This is a genomic window from Streptomyces sp. ISL-43 (genome assembly GCF_018614195.1).
GTDB lineage: Bacteria > Actinomycetota > Actinomycetes > Streptomycetales > Streptomycetaceae > Streptomyces.
Map to the genome: position 1 here is coordinate 152,188 of NZ_JAGGOT010000010.1, position 17,978 is coordinate 170,165.

Below are 17,978 nucleotides of genomic sequence, written 5' to 3' on the forward strand. Positions count from 1 at the left end.
AGGGATTGGCTGCCGCGATGGCATTCAATCACTTACCGGCAGGCGCGCACGACGCCTTGGGACCATTGTCCCGCACGCCAGTGACACACTCGCTTCCAATGGCCAACACTCACCGTCCCGGTCCGCCCACGGCTCCCGCGGACGTCAGACCCACCCCCGGCACGGTCCTGGACCGGCTGTCACGGGGGCCTTCCCGGGCTGCGCGCATCACCCATACGGAGCACTTGCCCCCTCGGGAGGGTCGTCATGCGGTCTGGCCGGACCGCATCCGAACGGATGTCGTAGCCGCCATCCAGGCGGCCGGGATCGACCATCCGTGGGAACACCAGGCCGCGGCCGCCGAGCACGCCCTCGACGGCGAGTCCGTGGTCGTCGCCACGGGCACCGCCTCGGGCAAGTCGCTGTCCTACCTCGCGCCCGTGCTCTCCGCCCTCGTGGACGGCTCCGAAGCCCCCAACGGGCGGGGCGCGACCGCCCTGTACCTGGCCCCCACCAAGGCCCTGGCCGCCGACCAGCGGCGCGCCGTGCGGGAACTGGCCGGTCCGCTCGGCAACGCCGTGCGTCCCGCCGTGTACGACGGTGACACCCCCTTCGAGGAACGCGAGTGGGTGCGCCAGTACGCCAACTACGTCCTCACCAACCCCGACATGCTGCACCGGGGGATACTCCCGGCCCACCCGCGCTGGGCCTCATTCCTTCGGGCCCTGCGCTACGTCGTCATCGACGAGTGCCACACCTACCGGGGCGTCTTCGGCTCCCACGTCGCCCAGGTCCTGCGCCGGCTGCGGCGGCTGTGCGCCCGCTACGGCTCCGAGCCCGTCTTCCTGCTGGCCTCCGCCACCGCGAGCGACCCGGCGGCCGCCGCGTCCCGGCTGACGGGCGTGCCGGTCGTGGAGGTCGCCGACGACGCCTCCCCGCGCGGCGAGGTCGTCTTCGCCCTGTGGGAGCCGCCCCTGACCGACCTCAAGGGCGAGAGGGGCGCCCCTGTACGCCGTACGGCCACCGCCGAGACCGCCGACCTCCTCGCCGACCTGGTCGTCCAGGGCGTCCGCACGGTCGCCTTCGTCCGCTCCCGGCGCGGCGCCGAGCTGATCGCGGTGATCGCCCAGGAGCGGCTCGCCGCGGTCGACCGCTCGCTGCCCGGGCGCGTCGCGGCCTACCGGGGCGGCTACCTGCCCGAGGAGCGCCGGGCTCTGGAGCGGGCCCTGCACTCCGGCGAGCTGCTGGGGCTGGCTGCCACGACCGCCCTGGAGCTGGGCGTGGACGTCTCCGGCCTCGACGCCGTCCTGATCACCGGCTACCCGGGCACCCGTTCCTCCCTGTGGCAGCAGGCGGGCCGCGCCGGGCGCTCGGGCCAGGGCGCCCTGGCCATCCTGGTCGCCCGTGACGACCCGCTGGACACCTACCTCGTCCACCACCCGGATGCGTTGTTCCGCCGGCCCGTGGAGGCCACGGTCCTGGACCCGGACAACCCGTACGTCCTGGCCCCCCACCTGTGCGCGGCCGCGGCCGAGCTGCCCCTGACGGAGGCCGACCTCGCCCTCTTCGGCCCTGCTACGGCCGAGCTCCTCCCCCAGCTCGAGGCGGCCAAGCTGCTGCGCCGCCGGGCGACGGCCTGGCACTGGACCCGCCGGGAACGGGCCTGCGACCTCACCGACATCCGGGGCGGCGGCGGCCGCCCCGTCCAGATCGTGGAGGCGACCACGGGCCGGCTGCTCGGCACGGTCGACGAGCCGGCCTCGCACGCCGCCGTCCACGACGGGGCCGTCCACCTGCACCAGGGCCGCACGTATCTCGTGAAGCACCTGGACCTGGAGGATTCGGTCGCGCTCGTCGAGGAGGCGAACCCGCCGTTCTCCACCACCGCCCGCGACACCACCTCCATCTCCGTCCTGGAGACCGAGACGGAGATCGCCTGGGGCAGGGGGCGGCTCTGCTTCGGCTCCGTCGAGGTCACCAACCAGGTAATCTCCTACCTGCGCCGCAAACTGATCACCGGCGAGGTGCTGGGCGAGGCCAAGCTGGACCTGCCGCCCCGCACCCTGCGCACCCGGGCCGTGTGGTGGACGGTCACCGAGGACCAGCTCGACGAGGCCCGGATCAACCCGGAGATCCTCGGCGGCGCCCTGCACGCCGCCGAGCACGCCTCCATCGGCCTGCTCCCGCTCTTCGCCACCTGCGACCGCTGGGACATCGGCGGGGTCTCCGTCCCGCTGCATCCCGACACCCTCCTCCCTACGGTCTTCGTCTACGACGGCCACCCCGGCGGCGCCGGCTTCGCGGAGCGCGCCTTCCACACGGCCCGCGCCTGGCTGACGGCGACCCGCGACGCGATCGCCGCCTGCGAGTGCGAGGCCGGCTGCCCGTCCTGCATCCAGTCCCCCAAGTGCGGCAACGGCAACGACCCCCTCCACAAACGCGGCGCCCTCCGCCTCCTCACCCGCCTCCTGGCCGAGGCCCCCGACGCCACCGAGACCGCCGCCGACGCCACCCAGACCGCCCGGGCGGCCCCCGACGCCACCGAGACCGCCCAGGCCGCCCCTGAGGGGACCTGAGGCCGCCGCTGAGGCACCCGAGGAACCCGAAACCTGACCGTGGCTCGGGCTCGCGCACCAGCCCGGCGATTGGCTGGTTCTCGACCCCACCGACGGCCGGGTCCCGGCCCGGCGGGCCCTCTTCGGGACCCCGGGTCGACCCCGGACCGGCCGGCCGTCACCTCATCGGGGCTCCCGGGGCAGCGGCGGGCCCGCGCGGGAGCGCAGCCCCGGGGCGAAGGGCCCCGTCGGAGCACGGGCCGTGACCTCCACGACCTCGCCCGTCACCACGCATCCCGTGACCCGCGCGGCCTGCGCCACCGCCACCCTTATCGCCGCGGCACAGGCGGCCTCCGGTCCATGGGCCCAGGTCGCCGCCGCGGCGAGGGCGGCCAGGTCGGCGGCCGCGGCGGCACGGTGCCGGGCCACCACCGCCTGCCCGAGCAGGAGCACCCCGCCGAACACCGCCACCAGCACGGTCGCCACCACGACACCCCACACCGTGGCCGACCCCCGGTCCCGAGCCGGCGCCCGAGCCGGCGCCTGGGCCGGCGCCTGGGCCGGCGCCTGGGCCGGTTCTCCGGTCCAGGCCTGGTCCGGTTCTCGGCCCAGCCCGCCGGCCCGTGCCTGGGCCGGCTCCCGCGCCCGAACCCGCACCCGGACCACCACCTGCGCCCCTTCCCGGACGCGCCCCCGCCCCCGGGTCACGGCGGCGGCCCCACGGTGTCCTCGGCCAGGGCGGCCGCCTGCGCGGTGAGACGGACCGGCAGGGCGGCCGGGCCCGGGGCGGGGGCCGAGACGCGGACCTGCCAGAGGTCGCCCGTCCGCGACAGCTCCACCCGCGCCCCGGGCGGGGCGGCGGCCTGCGCCGCCGCCACCGCCGCGCCCGCCGGCTCCGACCGGGCCGCCACCCGGGCACCGGCCCGGGCGGCGTCCACGCACCGGATCTGGGCGGCGGCCGCCATCAGCGCCCACACCAGCAGCGCCGCGAACAGCACCAGCGCCGGAATCACCAAGGCCGCCTCCGCCGTCACATAACCCCCGTCAGAACGGCGCATCGAGGGCCTTCCCGATGGTCGATTGAAGTGCGGTCGAGACCACTTCACTCGTCACCACCTTGTACAGAACCGCCGCGAACGCACACGCCGCGATCGTGCCCATGGCGTATTCCGAAGTGGACATTCCCGCGTCACCTCCACGGCCACTCAGCGCCGCCCGCACGCGAAACCAGATGATCCTCATGGCAACCTCCCGTTGATTCAGCTTTTTGACGTGATCTCAGATCGTGATTTCAGATGGATGTCTCAGGTGCCCGAGAGGAGACCGGAAGCCATTCCGATCACCACGGGCGCCACCCCGATCGCGAGGAAAGCGGGGAGGAAACACAGCCCCACCGGAGCGGTGACCAAAACCGCCGCCCGTTGCGCCGCGGCTCCCGCCCGACGCGTCCGGTCCGCCCGGAGCGTCACCGCGAGGCGGGAGACCGGTTCGGCCGCGGGCGCCCCCGTACGGGCGGAGCGCTCCAGGCATTCGGCCAGCCCGCGGGCGCCGGGTATCTCCGCCAACCTCCCCCACACGGCTCCCGGTTCGCCGCCGAGCCGCAGGTCCGCCCCGGCCGTGGCCAGCCGCTCGCCCACCGGGCCGCCCAGTGACTCCCCCACCACCTCGGCGGCGTCCGCCGGGCCCGCGCCGGCCGCCAGGCACGCGGCCAACAGGTCGGCGGCGAAGGGCAGCTGGCGCTCGACCTCCCCCGGGTCCACCCCGGCGGCCGGCCGGGGCCTCACGAGCCACCTGCGGACCGTGAAGGCCGCCGCGCAGCCGGCCGCCGCGCCCAGGATGCCGCCGATGAGCGCCCAGGCCGCCGCCAGCGCCCCGACCGGTCCGGCCCACGCGGCCACCGCGCTCCGCAGCCGGGGTGCGAGCAGCGGACGCCGCCGCGCCGCTTCCACCGCGAGCAAGGACGTCAGCCTCCGCCGGGCCGCCCGCTCCCGGAGCCGCGCCGCCACCGCCGACGCCGTACACAAGGCCGCCGCGAGACACAGCGCCATCCCCAGCCTGTGGATCGCGAAGCCGTCCATCACCGCTCCCCCACCCGTACGATGCGCCGGCACCACAGCAGCCCGAGCGCCTCCAGCACCCCGCCCGCCAGCAGGCAGCCCCACCCCACCGGCGTGTGCAGCAGCACCCGCAGCGGATCGGCCCCCAGCCCGGTGCCGATCAGCAGACCGACCACCGGCAGCAGGGCCAGCACCCCCGTCGTCGATCTCGCTCCGGCCAGCTGGGCGCGCAGTGACTCCTCCCGGTCCCGCTCGGCCCGCAACGCCCCTTCCAGCCGGTCCAGTCCGGCGGCCAGCCCCGCGCCCCCGTCCACGGAGACCCGCCAGCAGGCCGCCATCCCGGCCAGCCCCTCCGCGCCGGGCTCCCCCGCCGCCTGGCGCAGCGCCCCGGGGACGTCCCCGCCGAAGGCCGCCGCCGCCAGGAGCCCGGCCTGCGCGGCTCCCGGACCGCCCGGGCCCGACACCGTCCGGCGCATCGCCGCGGTCAGCGCCTGGCCGGGCTGCGCGCCGGAGCGCAGCTCGCCCACCACCGCGCCGCACAGGGCCACCACCTCGGCGGCCCGCGCCGCCCGGGCCCGGGCCCGCTGCCTGGCCCGCAGCCACCGGCGCACCAGGGGCAGTGCCGCCGCCCCGGCCAGCAGCGGGATCACCGACCCGCCCAGCAGCGCGAGCAGCAGCCCGGCCCCGAGGCAAGCCCACTCGCGGCGGCGCGCCGCCCCGACCCGCACGGCGAGCACCAGCCGCTTCCAGTGCACGGGCCCGCCCGGCAGCACCGGCCCCGGCCCGGCCAGCACCGCCTTGGCCCGCCGGGACACCCGGTCGCCCCCGGCCAGTGCCCAGGCGGCCGCCCCGGCACACAGCACCCCGGCGAACACCGGCACCGGGACCACCCCGGCCGCGCTCACCGGGCACCTCCCAGCAGCGGGCGCAGCCGCTCCCAGCCCCGCTCCCGTACGAATCCCCGCGCGGCCCAGCGCAGCGCCGGCACGGTGACCACGAGCCCGGCGGGGTCCCGCTCCAGGACGTGCACCTCGGCGACCCGGCGCCGGCCGGCCCGGTCCCGTACGAGGTGGACGACCAGGGTCAGTGCGGCCGCCAACTGGCTGTGCAGGGCGGCCCGGTCGAGTCCGGCAGCCGTCCCGAGGGCCTCCAGCCGGGCCGGTACGTGTGCGGCGGCATTCGCGTGGACCGTGCCGCAGCCTCCTTCGTGGCCCGTGTTGAGGGCGGCCAGCAGGTCGGCGACCTCGGCTCCCCGGACCTCGCCGACGACGAGCCGGTCCGGCCTCATCCGCAGCGCCTGGCGGACCAGGTCGGCGAGGGTGACCAGACCCGCGCCCTCCTGATTGGCCGGTCGGGTCTCCAGCCGCACCACGTGCGGATGGTCCGGCCGCAGTTCGGCCGAGTCCTCGGCGAGCACGATCCGCTCTCCGGGCCCGACCAGTCCCAGCAGGGCGCTGAGCAGGGTGGTCTTGCCCGTGCCCGTCCCGCCCGAGACCAGGAACGACAGGCGGGCCTCCACCATGTCCCGGAGCAGCCGCTGTCCCCCGGGCGGCAGTGTCCCCGCCGCCACCAGTTCCTCCAGCGTGAAGGCGCGCGGCCGGACCACCCGCAGGGACAGGCAGGCCGATCCGACGGAGACCGGGGGCAGTACGGCGTGCAGCCGGGTGCCGTCGGGCATCCGGGCATCCACCCAGGGCCGGGCGTCGTCGAGGCGGCGGCCGGCGACCGAGGCGAGGCGCTGGGCGAGCCTGCGCACGGCATCGGCGTCGACGAAGGTCACGCCGGTCAGTTCCAGCCCGCCGCCGCGGTCCACCCACACCCGGTCGGGGGCCGCGACCAGGACGTCGGTGACCTCGGGGTCGGCGAGCAGCGGTTCCAGCGGGCCCGCGCCGACCAGTTCGGAGCGCAATTCGGCGGCGGCGCCCAGCACTTCCGCGTCGCCCAGCAGCCTGCCCTGGGCCCGCAGGGCGGCCGCGACCCGGGCCGGGGTGGGCTCCGCCCCGCTCTCAGCGAGCCGCTGGCGCACCGCGTCGAGCAGTACGGCGCTCATGCCGTCACCACCCCTTGGGCGGAGCCGAGCGCGCGCTGCCAGAAGCCGTCGCAGAAGCGGGCCAGTGGGCCCCGCCCGTGGGATCCCGGTGGTTCCCCCTCGGCCACCCGGCCGGGGAGGCCCACCTCGACCGGCACCTCGCCGGCCAGCGGGGCCCCCAGCAGCGCGGCGACCGCTTCCGCGTCGAGCCCGCCGGGCACGCGGCCCCGTACGACCACGCGGACGTCGCGGGCCGCCATCCGGACGCCGGCCGCGACCCTGCCCGCCGCGGCCACGGCCCGCAGCTCGCCGTGCACCACCATCAGCACCAGGTCCAGCTGCGCCAGCACCTCGGCCACGGCCTCGTCGACCCGGCGCGGCAGGTCGACCACGACGACCCCGCCCCGCCGGCGCGCGGCGGCCACCACCGACCGCATCGCGGCGGGCGGCACCACCACCCGGTCCCCGCGGTCCCAGCTGAGCACCCGCAGGGCGTGCAGCTCGGGGAGGGATTCGGCGAGGGCTCCGGCGCCGACCCGGCCGCGCGAGCCCGCGAAGTCGGGCCAGCGCAGTCCTTCGGCGGCTTCGCCTCCGAGCAGGACGTCCATGCCGCCGCCGAGCGGGTCGCCGTCGATGAGGATGGTCCGCTCCCCGGCGCGGGCGGCCCGCAGGGCCAGTGCGCAGGCGAGGGTGGAGGCTCCGGCACCGCCGCTGCCGCCGATCACCCCGACCGCGAGGGCGGGCATCCCGGCCCCTTCCACGACGTCGGCGATGCGGTCGACGAGCCGGCTCTCGGCGTCGGGAAGCGTCAGTACCTCCTCGGCGCCGATCTCCAGCGCCCGCTGCCATACGTGGGGGTCGTCCAGGTCCCGGCCGACGAGGAAGACCCCGTCGCGCCGGGGTGCGCCGCGCGCGTGCCGGGCGGCGTCGTCGCCGACCAGGATGAGCGGCGCGGACTCCCATCCGGCACCGGGGGCGCTCCCGCCACCCCCGTCACCACCGGCTCCGCTTTGCTCGGGCACCGCGTGGTGCACATGCGGCTCGACTCCCGCCGCGGCGCACAGCCGCAGCAGATCGTCGAGCAGCAGGGGGTCCTCGGTGATGATCAGCGGCCGTCCGCCGCCGGGCACGGGCACGCCGATACCGGGATGCGGACCGTCCCCGCCCGCCACCACGAGATCCCGGACTTCACACGACTTCGATCCAGCCACGATCTCCGCCTCCTTCTCACCGCATATCCAGCGCCGCGGACTTCGCGGCCGGAATCACCGTGACGGGATCGGGAAAAAGAAGTGGATCTTGCTCGAAGACTGTGGACAACCGACTCATTGTGAATAACCCGCTCACCCCAACAGGTGAGTTCCGGAGCGCGGCGGAACCACTACGCAGAGTTACCAGTTCGAGAGGGTGAGGGTCTTCGTCACGCAGGCCCCTGCAAGAGGAGGAGGCCCGAGGAGTGATCACTTGGGGACGAAGGCTGGGACGCAAACCGCGTCCGGACATGCGACGACCCCCGCCGGGGGGGAGAGCGGGGGTCGTCCCCACGGTCCGACTCGGGGGGGGAGGAGCCAGACCGGGTTAGCACGGTCGCGAACGATCCGTGACTTCCATGGTGTACCCGAGAGGCTTCTCAAGCAAACCCACGCGCCACACTTTACGCCGAATGGTGGGCGCATATGCTCGGGTCGTGGAAAATCAGCCCTTGCCGCACTCCTTGCCTCGCACCGCAGCCTTCTTCGACCTGGACAAGACGGTCATTGCGAAGTCGAGCACTCTGACGTTCAGCAAGTCCTTCTACCAGGGCGGCCTGATCAACCGGCGCGCGGTGCTGCGCACCGCCTACACGCAGTTCATCTATCTGGCCGGCGGCGCCGACCACGATCAGATGGAGCGGATGCGGGAGTACCTGTCCGCTCTCTGCAAGGGGTGGAACGTGCAGCAGGTCCGGGAGATCGTCGCCGAGACCCTGCACGACCTCATCGACCCGTTGATCTACGACGAGGCCGCGTCCCTCATCGAGGCCCACCACACCGCCGGCCGCGACGTGGTCATCGTGTCCACTTCCGGCGCGGAAGTCGTCGAGCCCATCGGGGAGATGCTGGGCGCCGACCGGGTCGTCGCCACGCGGATGGTGGTGGGCGAGGACGGCTGCTTCACGGGCGAGATCGAGTACTACGCCTACGGGCCCACCAAGGCGGAGGCCGTCCGCGAGCTCGCGGAGTCCGAGGGGTACGACCTCTCGCGCTGCTACGCGTACAGCGACTCGGCCACCGACATCCCGATGCTGGAGGCGGTGGGCCACCCGCACGCGGTCAATCCCGACCGCGCGCTGCGACGCGAGGCGCTGGCGCGGGAGTGGCCGGTGCTCGTGTTCAACCGGCCGGTGCGGCTCAAGCAGCGGCTGCCCGGGCTGTCGATGCCCGCACGGCCGGCGCTGGTCGCCGCCGCGGCGGTGGGGGCGGCCGCGGCCACCGCCGGCCTGGTCTGGTACGCGAGCCGGCGCCGGGCGCTCGCCGCTGCCGCGTCGGCCTGACCCCGGATCCGCCGCCCGGGCTCCCGGTCTCCGGCCCGCCCCTCCGCGCACCTGCCGGCGGGCTGGAGACCGCCCTGACCTGTGGCGATATCGGGTGTCCGATACGCACCAGACAGTCCCGAAAAGCAAAGAAATGGGGTCAGGGGTTTCGCTCCGCCCCGAAGCGGAGTACAAAGGAATCAACGGCCCGCGAGACCAAAGAACATCCGAGAGGATCATCTTTAAAACGCAGTAAGGCCCACGGACCGAAGCATGAACGCCGAGCACCCACGCGACGTCGACCCGTCGATTACGGGCCAGCCGCACCAGGTGACGGGCAAAGTTCCCGACCTGATGGGCAACCATCGAGGACGCTTGGTAACTGGGCGTGAATGCCAGCGGCGACACCAGAGCAGTATGGTGTCGCCGCAACCCTTTGTCCGGACCCTGTCGGGCCCCCAGGCCCCTGATCAGGCCACGCTGATCAGGTCACGCCGCTCAGGCCGCGCCGCGCTGGAGCGCCTCGCAGACCGCCGTCGACTCGCGGACTCCGAGTTCGATCGCGCGGCCGCAGTGCGCGATCCAGGCCGACATCCCCTCCGCGGTCCCGGAGACGTAGCCCTCGAAGGCTTCCAGGTAGGCCTTCCGGCCCTGCTCCGCGTGACCGACCTCCGCCGGGCAGATCGCCTTCGGGTCCAGACCGCTGTTGATCAGCACGATCCGCTCCGCGGTGCGCGCCACCAGGCCGTTGTACGAGCCGAAGGGGCGCAGGGCGAGCAGTTCGCCGTGCACCACCGCCGCCGTGATCAGTGCCGGGGCGGAGCCGCCCGCGATGACCAGTCGGGAGAGTCCGTCGAGGCGGCCCGCCACCTCCTCGGCGTCCGGGACGGGGAGGGTGATCAGGGGCTCGTCCACCGGTTCGCCGGCGAGGCGGGGCCGTCCGACGACGTCGCCGTCGGCCGTGGAACCCGAGGCCACCAGGTGGAGCCGGGCCAGGACCCGTAGCGGCGACTGGCGCCAGATGCTCAGCAGTTGGCCCGCCTCCGCCGTCAGGCGCAGGGCGGCGCCCACCGTGCGGGCCTCCGCGTCCGAGCCGAAATCGGTGCGGCGGCGGACCTCTTCCAGCGCCCAGTCGGCCCCGGACAGCGCCGCGCTGCCGCGCGCGCCGCGCAGCGCGGCCTCGGAGGTGATCTCCCCGGCACGGCGGCGCATCACGCGGTGGCCGTAGACCCGGTCCACGGCCTTGCGTACGGAATCCACGGACTCGGCGACGCCCGGAAGACCGGCCAGCGGGGCGAGCGGGTCGGGGGTGGCGGAAGCAGAAGCGCTACTCATAAGTAGGGAGCCTACGCACTGCTCCCCCATAGCACCGACCCCTCCTTGGAGTGGTCTTCTTCACTCAGGCATACAACACAAAGACACCGACCCGCTACGCTTCGTGAACATGAAGATCGCTTTCGTGGGGAAGGGCGGCAGCGGCAAGACCACGCTGTCCTCCCTTTTCATCCGCCACCTCGCCTCCAATGAAGCCCCCGTCGTCGCGGTGGACGCCGACATCAACCAGCACCTGGGCGCCGCGCTCGGGCTCAGCGACGAGGAGGCGGCCGCGCTGCCGGCGCTGGGCGCGCACCTGCCCCTCATCAAGGACTACCTGCGGGGCTCCAACCCGCGCATCACGTCCGCCGACACGATGATCAAGACCACTCCGCCCGGCGCCGGCTCCCGGCTGCTGCGGGTCGACGAGGACAATCCGGTCTACGACGCCTGCGCGCGCACGCTGGTACTCGACGGCGAACCCGTGCGGCTGATGGCCACGGGGCCGTTCACCGAGTCCGATCTGGGGGTGGCCTGCTACCACTCCAAGGTCGGCGCGGTCGAGCTCTGCCTCAACCATCTGGCCGACGGCCCGGACGAGTACGTCGTCGTCGACATGACGGCCGGCTCGGACTCCTTCGCCTCCGGCATGTTCACCCGTTTCGACGTGACCTTCCTCGTCGCCGAACCGACCCGCAAGGGCATCTCCGTCTACCGCCAGTACAAGGAGTACGCGCGGGACTTCGGAATCACGCTCAAGGTCGTCGGCAACAAGGTCCAGGGTCCGGAGGACATCGAGTTCCTGCAGGACGAGGCGGGCGAGGACCTGCTGGTCACCGTCGGGCACTCGGACTGGGTGCGGGCGATGGAGAAGGGCCGCCCGGCCGCCTTCGAGCTCCTGGAGGCGACGAACCGCCTCGCCCTGCAGTCCCTGCAGGACGCGGCCGACGACTCCTACGCGCAGCGCGACTGGGCCCGGTACACGGAGCAGATGGTCCACTTCCACCTGCGCAACGCGCAGAGCTGGGGGAACGCGAAGACCGGGGTCGACCTGGCGGAGCAGGTCGACCCCGGTTTCGTCCTACGGGAGCACGCGGGCCCCGGGGCGGCACGGGCCGCCGGAACCGGGGACGGGTTCCAGGACGGCGCCGGCGGCGATCCAGGGGTCGCCGGGCTGCTCAGTCCTCGCTCCGACTCTCTTCGGCCGGCTCCGCAGCCGGCTTGACCCCGGCGGGGGCGGCCGGCTTCGCCGGCGGCCCCGCCGTCAGGAACTTGTTCCAGCCCTCCTTCGGCGCCTCGCCGACGTCGAGGGTGCGCATCCACTCCAGGGTCTTGGGGTCCTGGGCGTCCAGCCAGTCCGCGAGCTCGCGGAACGGGACGCAGCGGACCTCCTTCTGGGTGCACATGGTCTCGATGGAGTCCTCGACGGCTCGCATGTAGGTGCCGCCGTTCCAGGACTCGAAGTGGTTGCCGATGATCAGCGGTGCGCGGTTGCCCTGGTAGGTCCGCTCGAAGGCCTTGATCAGGCCGTCGCGCATCTGCTCACCCCAGTACGCGTGCTGCGAGGGGTCGCCCTGCGTGGTCGTACCGGACTGGTTCACGAGGTAGTTGTAATCCATGCTGAGCGTTTCGAACGCCCGGCCCGGCATAGGGACCAGCTGCAGGGGGATGTCCCAGAGCCCGTCCGTCTTCTTGGGCCAGATCTGCTTGCTGATGCCGCTGGAGTCGTAGCGGAAGCCGCCCATCTCCTTCGCGGCCAGCATGAAGTTCTTCTGGCCCTCGAGGCAGGGGGTGCGGGCCCCGATCAGCTCCTTGTCGTAATCGAACGGGAGCGCCTCCATGCCCTTGAGGGACGGCGAGTTGGTCTTCCAGTTCCTGACGAAGGACTTCGCCTGGTTGATCTCGCTCTTCCACTCCTCGACGGACCAGGTACCGACGCCGCCCTCGGGCCCGCAGAAGTGGCCGTTGAAGTGGGTGCCGATCTCGTTGCCCTCCAGCCAGGCGGCGCGCACCTGGGTGGCGGTGTCCTTGATGCCCTGCGGGTCGCCGAAGCCGATGTCCGAGCGGCCCGAGGAGTGCTGGGGAGCGGTGTAGAGGGAACTCTTCTCCTCCGGGAGGAGGTACACGCCGCTCAGGAAGTACGTCATACGGGCGTTGTATTTCTTGCCCACTTCGCGGAAATGCGAGAAGAGCTTCTGACTGTCCTCGCCCGCCCCGTCCCAGGAGTAGACGACGAACTGCGGCGGCTTCTCGCCGGGCTTCAGCTTCTGCGGCTTCCGGACGTTCGGCTGCAGGCCGGTGTACGCGGTCGAGCCGTCGCCGATGAGCCGGTTGACGCTGCCCGGGGCCGGGGCCTCCGGGGCGGCGGCGCCCTTCTTGGACCGACCGCCCGGCGCCGGGCGGTCAGCGGGCTCCGAGGTGCTGCACCCGGCCACTCCCAGGACCAGCGCCGTGGCGACCAGGCCGCCGGCGATCTTCTTCGTCGCCGCCTTCTTCGTGGTGGCAGTCATCCGCCCACCTCTTCCCTAGCAGTGCCATCGCAGGACTTCCGCGCCGCAACGTCCCATGTGGTCCGTTTTAAGGAAGGTGTGACAAGCCGTACTAAATGCCTAATCACTCTTGAGCGCTAATTCCTAGACCATTTGCCCCTATTACCCACCACCGACCTTTACTCTCCATTACCGTTCATTTACCGAGTGTTGAGAATCCCGCCGCTTCAACCCTCCCCCGAGGAGACGGGACCTATGACAGCCACCACCGCAGCCACCGCCCCTCCCCCCGCCTCACATCCCCCCTCCGCCAAGGGCTTCCCCGCCGACCTCTCCGCCTCCATCGCCGTCTTCCTGATCGCCCTGCCGCTCTCGCTCGGCATCGCCCTGGCCACCGGCGCCCCGCTCCAGGCGGGACTCGTCGCCGCGGCGGTCGGCGGGATCGTGGCCGGGCGGCTCGGCGGAGTTCCGCTCCAGGTGAGCGGCCCCGCGACCGGACTCACCGTCGTCACCGCCGAGTTGATCCAGCACTACGGATGGCGCACCACCTGCGCCATCACGGTGCTCGCCGGCTGCTGCCAGCTCGGCCTCGCCGCCCTGCGGACCGCCCGGTCCGCGCTGATGGTGAGCCCGGCCATCGTCCACGGCATGCTCGCGGGCATCGGCGTGACGATCGCGCTGGCCCAGCTGCACATCGTGCTCGGCGGCACCCCGCAGAGCTCCGCCCTTGCCAATGTCCTCGGCCTGCCGGGACAGTTGGCCGACCTGCACCCGGCCGCCCTCGGTATCAGCGCGCTCACGCTGGCCGTCCTGCTCGGCTGGCCCCGGCTGCCCGGCCGGGCGGGGCGGGTCCTGCGCAAGGTGCCGGCCGCGCTCGCCGCCGTCGCCACGGCCACGACTTTCGCCTCGCTCGCCGGACTCACACTGCCCCGCGTGGACCTGCCGTCCTGGCGCAGCCACGCGCTGCCCGAACTGCCCGAGGGCCCGGTCCTCGGCATCATCGCGGCCGTACTGACCATCACCCTGGTCGGCAGCGTGGAATCGCTGCTCTCGGCGGTCGCCACCGACAAGCTGATCGCCGCCGAGCGGGGCAGGGGCAACCGTCCCGCCCGGGCCGACCTCAACCGCGAACTGCGCGGCCAGGGCGCGGCGAACATCGTCTCCGGGGCACTGGGCGGCCTGCCCGTCGCGGGCGGCGCCGTCCGCAGCATGGCGAACGTCAAGTCCGGGGCCGTGAGCCGCCGGTCTGTCATGCTGCACGGCCTCTGGGTGCTGCTCGCCGCGGGGCTGCTCGTCCCCGCCCTCGACCTGATCCCGCTCGCAGCGCTGGCCGCCCTGGTGATGGCGGTGGGCGTCCAGATGGTGAGCGCCACGCACCTGCGCACCGTCACCCGGCACGGCGAGGTCCTGGTCTACGCCACGACGATCGCGGCCGTGGTGCTCGGCGGGGTCCTGGAGGGCGTCGCCATCGGCATCGCGGTGGCCGTCGCCACGGCCCTGCACCGCCTCGCCCGGACCCGCATCACCATCGAGCGGCTCGACAGCGGGGTCCACCGGGTCTGGGCGCGGGGGCAGCTGACCTTCCTCGCGGTGCCGAGGCTGAGCCGGGTGCTGAACCAGGTCCCGCACGAGGGTCACGTGGTCATCGAGCTCGACGGCTCCTTCATCGACCACGCCGCCTACGAGACCTTGCTCGACTGGCAGGAGTCCCATCTGGCCCACGGGGGCTCGCTGGAGGTCGCCGGCCGGTCGGGGGCCAAGATCGCCGAAGCCGAGGAGGCACAACGGGCCGAGGGTGCGGAGCGGGCCCATCGGGGTGAGCAGCGCGGGGGCCACCACTGCTGCCGGCCCTGGACACCCTGGCAGAACCACTGCGACCACCGCGGCACGGTTCCCCGTACGGCCCAGGAGGTCGCGAGCCCTGCGGCGCCCCCCGCCCCGGCCACACCGGAGGGTTCCCACAAGCGACGCGGCGCCGGTCAACTGGCCAACGGGATCAGCGCCTTCCAGCGGGACACCGCCCCCCACGTCCGGGACGAACTGGCCCGGCTTGCCCGCGAAGGGCAGCGGCCCTCGCAGCTCTTCCTCACCTGCGCCGACTCCCGCCTGGTGACCAGCATGATCACGGCCAGCGGTCCCGGTGACCTGTTCACCGTGCGCAACGTCGGCAACCTCGTCCCGCTTCCGGGCGTGGAGTCCACGGACGACTCGGTCGCGGCGGCCATCGAGTACGCCGTGGACGTCCTCAAGGTCGACAGCATCACGGTGTGCGGGCACTCGGGCTGCGGCGCCATGCAGGCGCTGCTCAACTCCTCGCCCGGCGCCCCGATGACACCGCTGCGGCGCTGGCTGCGGCACGGGCTGCCGAGCCTGGAGCGGATGGCCAGCCGCCAGCACGCCTGGGCGCGGATCTCGGGCCGGCTGCCGGCGGACGCCGTGGAGCAGCTGTGCCTGACCAATGTGGTGCAGCAGCTGGAGCACCTGCGGTCCCACGAATCGGTGGCCCGCCGCCTCGCGGAGGGCACGCTGGAGCTGCACGGGATGTACTTCCACGTCGGCGAGGCGCAGGCGTACCTGCTGTCGGAGGGGGAGGACTTCTTCGACTGCCGGGTCTTCGACACGCCCGGCGCGGGTGCGCTGCTCGGCTGAAGCCGTTCCGCCGGGCGGAGCCTCCGCCCGCCGGGGCCTTGATCCGGGCCACCGTCCCCGTCCGCCCGCGCTCCCGGGCCGGGCGGGGCCGTTCGAACCGATACCCTCCCGTATCCGTGCCACTGGGTGGCCCCTCTCCGCACCCTGCAGCGGGAAGGGGCCGCTCGTGCGTGGGCCCAGCTGCCGAATAATAGGTCTACACCAATTTCCGGCAACCCCTTGTCACCTGGGCCATTGCCTGATGAGCTATGCCCGGGGACACAACGGACACCCTGGGAAAGGGAGATGTCGTGAGCAATGAAAGCCTGGCCAACCTGTTGAAGGAGGAGCGTCGGTTCGCTCCTCCTGCCGACCTGGCCGCCGCTGCCAATGTGACAGGGGCTGCGTACGCACAGGCCGACGCGGACCGGCTGGGCTTCTGGGCCGAGCAGGCGCGGCGGCTGAGCTGGGCCACCGAGCCGACCGAGACGCTCGACTGGACCAACCCGCCCTTCGCGAAGTGGTTCGCGGACGGCAAGCTGAACGTCGCGTACAACTGCGTGGACCGCCACGTCGAGGCCGGCAACGGCGACCGCGTGGCCATCCACTTCGAGGGCGAGCCCGGCGACAGCCGCTCGATCACCTACGCCGAGCTCAAGGACGAGGTCTCCAAGGCCGCCAACGCCCTGACCGAGCTGGGCGTCCAGGCCGGCGACCGGGTCGCCGTCTACCTGCCGATGATCCCCGAGGCGGTCGTCGCGATGCTCGCGTGCGCCCGCGTCGGCGCCGCGCACTCCGTCGTCTTCGGCGGTTTCTCCGCCGACGCCGTGGCTTCCCGCATCCAGGACGCCGACGCCAAGCTGGTCATCACCGCCGACGGCGGCTACCGCCGCGGCAAGCCCACCGCCCTGAAGCCCGCCATCGACGAGGCCGTCGCCAAGTGCCCGCAGGTCGAGCACGTCCTGGTGGTGCGCCGCACCGGCCAGGACACCGCCTTCACCGAGGGCCGCGACGTCTGGTGGCACGAGATCGTCGAACGGCAGAGCGCCGAGCACGCGCCGCAGGCCTTCGACGCCGAGCACCCCCTCTTCATCCTCTACACCTCGGGGACCACGGGTAAGCCCAAGGGCATCCTGCACACCTCCGGCGGCTACCTCACGCAGGCGGCGTACACCCACCACGCGGTCTTCGACCTGAAGCCGGAGAGCGACGTCTACTGGTGCACCGCCGACATCGGCTGGGTGACCGGGCACTCCTACATCGTCTACGGGCCGCTCGCCAACGGCGCCACCCAGGTGATGTACGAAGGCACGCCGGACACGCCGCACCAGGGCCGCTTCTGGGAGGTCGTGCAGAAGTACGGCGTCACCATCCTCTACACCGCGCCCACGGCGATCCGTACGTTCATGAAGTGGGGCGACGACATCCCCGCGAAGTTCGACCTGTCGAGCCTGCGCGTACTGGGCTCGGTCGGCGAGCCGATCAACCCCGAGGCCTGGATCTGGTACCGCAAGCACATCGGCGGCGACCGCTGCCCGATCGTGGACACGTGGTGGCAGACCGAGACCGGCGCGATGATGATCTCGCCGCTGCCGGGCGTCACCGAGACCAAGCCCGGCTCGGCCCAGCGCGCACTGCCCGGCATCGGCGCCACCGTCGTGGACGACGAGGCGAACGAGGTTCCGAACGGCGGTGGCGGCTACCTGGTCCTCACCGAGCCGTGGCCCTCGATGCTGCGCACCATCTGGGGCGACGACCAGCGGTACATCGACACCTACTGGTCGCGCTTCGAGGGCAAGTACTTCGCGGGCGACGGCGCCAAGAAGGACGAGGACGGCGACATCTGGCTGCTCGGCCGGGTGGACGACGTGATGCTGGTGTCCGGCCACAACATCTCGACCACCGAGGTCGAGTCGGCGCTCGTCTCGCACCCCTCGGTCGCCGAGGCGGCGGTCGTCGGCGCGAACGACGAGACCACGGGCCAGGCCATCGTGGCCTTCGTCATCCTGCGCGGCAGCGCCTCCGAGACGGATTCGCTGGTGGGCGAGCTGCGCAACCACGTGGGTGCCACGCTCGGCCCGATCGCCAAGCCGAAGCGGATCCTGCCGGTGCAGGAGCTGCCGAAGACCCGCTCAGGCAAGATCATGCGCCGTCTGCTGCGCGACGTGGCCGAGAACCGCGCGGTCGGTGACGTCACCACGCTCGCGGACTCCTCGGTCATGGACCTGATCCAGAGCAAGCTGCCGGCCGCCGGCAGCGAGGACTGAGGTCCCGGCACGACCCGCGGGACCCGTACGACACGGCGGGAAGGGGCATTCGGCGCGGCGCGCCGGATGCCCTTTTCGCACATAAAGTGATGATCGCCGGATACACCCTTGCGTACACCCTGTAAAGTATCGGAAACGTTAATAATTG

At 72.9% G+C, this 17,978-nt stretch carries 14 protein-coding genes; 5 read left to right on the forward strand and 9 right to left on the reverse strand.

Annotation, left to right across the window (positions count from 1 at the left end; genetic code table 11):
• Window positions 1-17: 17 nt before the first annotated feature.
• Window positions 18-2,555 (forward strand): DEAD/DEAH box helicase, encoded by a 2,538-nt coding sequence (locus tag J7F03_RS06495; protein ID WP_214947680.1) that lies wholly within the window; start codon window positions 18-20, stop codon window positions 2,553-2,555.
• A 162-nt stretch (window positions 2,556-2,717) separates the two neighbouring features.
• Here J7F03_RS06495 and J7F03_RS42605 read toward each other — a convergent pair whose 3' ends face one another.
• From J7F03_RS42605 to ssd, 7 genes are all read right to left on the reverse strand, one after another.
• Window positions 2,718-3,023, reverse strand: a complete 306-nt coding sequence (locus J7F03_RS42605) for an Rv3654c family TadE-like protein (RefSeq protein WP_374104278.1) — start codon at window positions 3,021-3,023, stop codon at window positions 2,718-2,720.
• A gap of 215 nt (window positions 3,024-3,238) precedes the next feature.
• Entirely contained in the window at window positions 3,239-3,592 is a 354-nt protein-coding gene (locus J7F03_RS06505) for a TadE family type IV pilus minor pilin (protein ID WP_214947681.1), read from the reverse strand.
• Window positions 3,579-3,776 (reverse strand): DUF4244 domain-containing protein, encoded by a 198-nt coding sequence (locus tag J7F03_RS06510; protein WP_214947682.1) that lies wholly within the window; start codon window positions 3,774-3,776, stop codon window positions 3,579-3,581. The genes J7F03_RS06505 and J7F03_RS06510 overlap by 14 nt, the downstream gene beginning before the upstream one ends.
• 62 nt (window positions 3,777-3,838) lie before the next feature.
• The gene (locus tag J7F03_RS06515; protein ID WP_214947683.1) at window positions 3,839-4,612 is read right to left on the reverse strand and encodes a type II secretion system F family protein; all 774 of its coding nucleotides are present in this window, start codon (window positions 4,610-4,612) and stop codon (window positions 3,839-3,841) included.
• Window positions 4,612-5,496, reverse strand: coding sequence for a type II secretion system F family protein (locus J7F03_RS06520; RefSeq protein ID WP_214947684.1), 885 nt, complete (start codon window positions 5,494-5,496; stop codon window positions 4,612-4,614). Before J7F03_RS06520 ends, J7F03_RS06515 begins: the two co-directional genes overlap by 1 nt.
• Window positions 5,493-6,641 carry a TadA family conjugal transfer-associated ATPase gene (locus J7F03_RS06525; protein ID WP_214947685.1) on the reverse strand — a complete coding sequence of 383 codons (1,149 nt, stop codon included), beginning with the start codon at window positions 6,639-6,641 and terminating at the stop codon, window positions 5,493-5,495. The genes J7F03_RS06520 and J7F03_RS06525 overlap by 4 nt, the downstream gene beginning before the upstream one ends.
• Window positions 6,638-7,795 carry a septum site-determining protein Ssd gene (gene ssd, locus J7F03_RS06530; protein ID WP_374104280.1) on the reverse strand — a complete coding sequence of 386 codons (1,158 nt, stop codon included), beginning with the start codon at window positions 7,793-7,795 and terminating at the stop codon, window positions 6,638-6,640. The genes J7F03_RS06525 and ssd overlap by 4 nt, the downstream gene beginning before the upstream one ends.
• 488 nt (window positions 7,796-8,283) lie before the next feature.
• Between ssd and J7F03_RS06535 the strand changes: the two genes are divergently transcribed.
• Window positions 8,284-9,153: an HAD family phosphatase gene (locus tag J7F03_RS06535; RefSeq protein ID WP_214947686.1), complete on the forward strand. Its 870-nt coding sequence runs from the start codon at window positions 8,284-8,286 to the stop codon at window positions 9,151-9,153.
• A 477-nt stretch (window positions 9,154-9,630) separates the two neighbouring features.
• On the opposite strand, the gene J7F03_RS06540 is transcribed toward J7F03_RS06535, so the two are convergent.
• Window positions 9,631-10,467: an oxidoreductase gene (locus J7F03_RS06540; RefSeq protein ID WP_214947687.1), complete on the reverse strand. Its 837-nt coding sequence runs from the start codon at window positions 10,465-10,467 to the stop codon at window positions 9,631-9,633.
• A 109-nt stretch (window positions 10,468-10,576) separates the two neighbouring features.
• Between J7F03_RS06540 and J7F03_RS06545 the strand changes: the two genes are divergently transcribed.
• Window positions 10,577-11,671, forward strand: a complete 1,095-nt coding sequence (locus J7F03_RS06545) for an ATP-binding protein (protein ID WP_251071493.1) — start codon at window positions 10,577-10,579, stop codon at window positions 11,669-11,671.
• Here J7F03_RS06545 and J7F03_RS06550 read toward each other — a convergent pair.
• Window positions 11,625-12,956: a hypothetical protein gene (locus tag J7F03_RS06550; protein WP_214947688.1), complete on the reverse strand. Its 1,332-nt coding sequence runs from the start codon at window positions 12,954-12,956 to the stop codon at window positions 11,625-11,627. The two genes, J7F03_RS06545 and J7F03_RS06550, sit on opposite strands and share 47 nt — an antisense overlap.
• Before the next feature lie 234 nt (window positions 12,957-13,190).
• On the opposite strand from J7F03_RS06550, the gene J7F03_RS06555 reads away from it, so the two are divergent.
• Together J7F03_RS06555 and acs are read left to right on the forward strand one after the other, a co-directional pair.
• Window positions 13,191-15,584: a SulP family inorganic anion transporter gene (locus J7F03_RS06555; protein WP_214947689.1), complete on the forward strand. Its 2,394-nt coding sequence runs from the start codon at window positions 13,191-13,193 to the stop codon at window positions 15,582-15,584.
• A gap of 248 nt (window positions 15,585-15,832) precedes the next feature.
• Entirely contained in the window at window positions 15,833-17,830 is a 1,998-nt protein-coding gene (acs, locus tag J7F03_RS06560; RefSeq protein WP_214947690.1) for an acetate--CoA ligase, read from the forward strand.
• Window positions 17,831-17,978 lie beyond the last annotated feature (148 nt).

Excerpts from the sequence above, each read along its gene's own strand:
- J7F03_RS06495 (WP_214947680.1), top strand. The coding sequence starts at position 18 with ATGGCATTCAATCACTTACCGGCAGGCGCGCACGACGCCTTGGGACCA.
- J7F03_RS06505 (WP_214947681.1), bottom strand. The coding sequence starts at position 3,592 with ATGCGCCGTTCTGACGGGGGTTATGTGACGGCGGAGGCGGCCTTGGTG.
- J7F03_RS06510 (WP_214947682.1), bottom strand. The coding sequence starts at position 3,776 with ATGAGGATCATCTGGTTTCGCGTGCGGGCGGCGCTGAGTGGCCGTGGA.
- J7F03_RS06515 (WP_214947683.1), bottom strand. The coding sequence starts at position 4,612 with ATGGACGGCTTCGCGATCCACAGGCTGGGGATGGCGCTGTGTCTCGCG.
- J7F03_RS06525 (WP_214947685.1), bottom strand. The coding sequence starts at position 6,641 with ATGAGCGCCGTACTGCTCGACGCGGTGCGCCAGCGGCTCGCTGAGAGC.
- J7F03_RS06535 (WP_214947686.1), top strand. The coding sequence starts at position 8,284 with ATGGTGGGCGCATATGCTCGGGTCGTGGAAAATCAGCCCTTGCCGCAC.
- J7F03_RS06540 (WP_214947687.1), bottom strand. The coding sequence starts at position 10,467 with ATGAGTAGCGCTTCTGCTTCCGCCACCCCCGACCCGCTCGCCCCGCTG.
- J7F03_RS06545 (WP_251071493.1), top strand. The coding sequence starts at position 10,577 with ATGAAGATCGCTTTCGTGGGGAAGGGCGGCAGCGGCAAGACCACGCTG.
- J7F03_RS06550 (WP_214947688.1), bottom strand. The coding sequence starts at position 12,956 with ATGACTGCCACCACGAAGAAGGCGGCGACGAAGAAGATCGCCGGCGGC.
- J7F03_RS06555 (WP_214947689.1), top strand. The coding sequence starts at position 13,191 with ATGACAGCCACCACCGCAGCCACCGCCCCTCCCCCCGCCTCACATCCC.
- acs (WP_214947690.1), top strand. The coding sequence starts at position 15,833 with ATGCCCGGGGACACAACGGACACCCTGGGAAAGGGAGATGTCGTGAGC.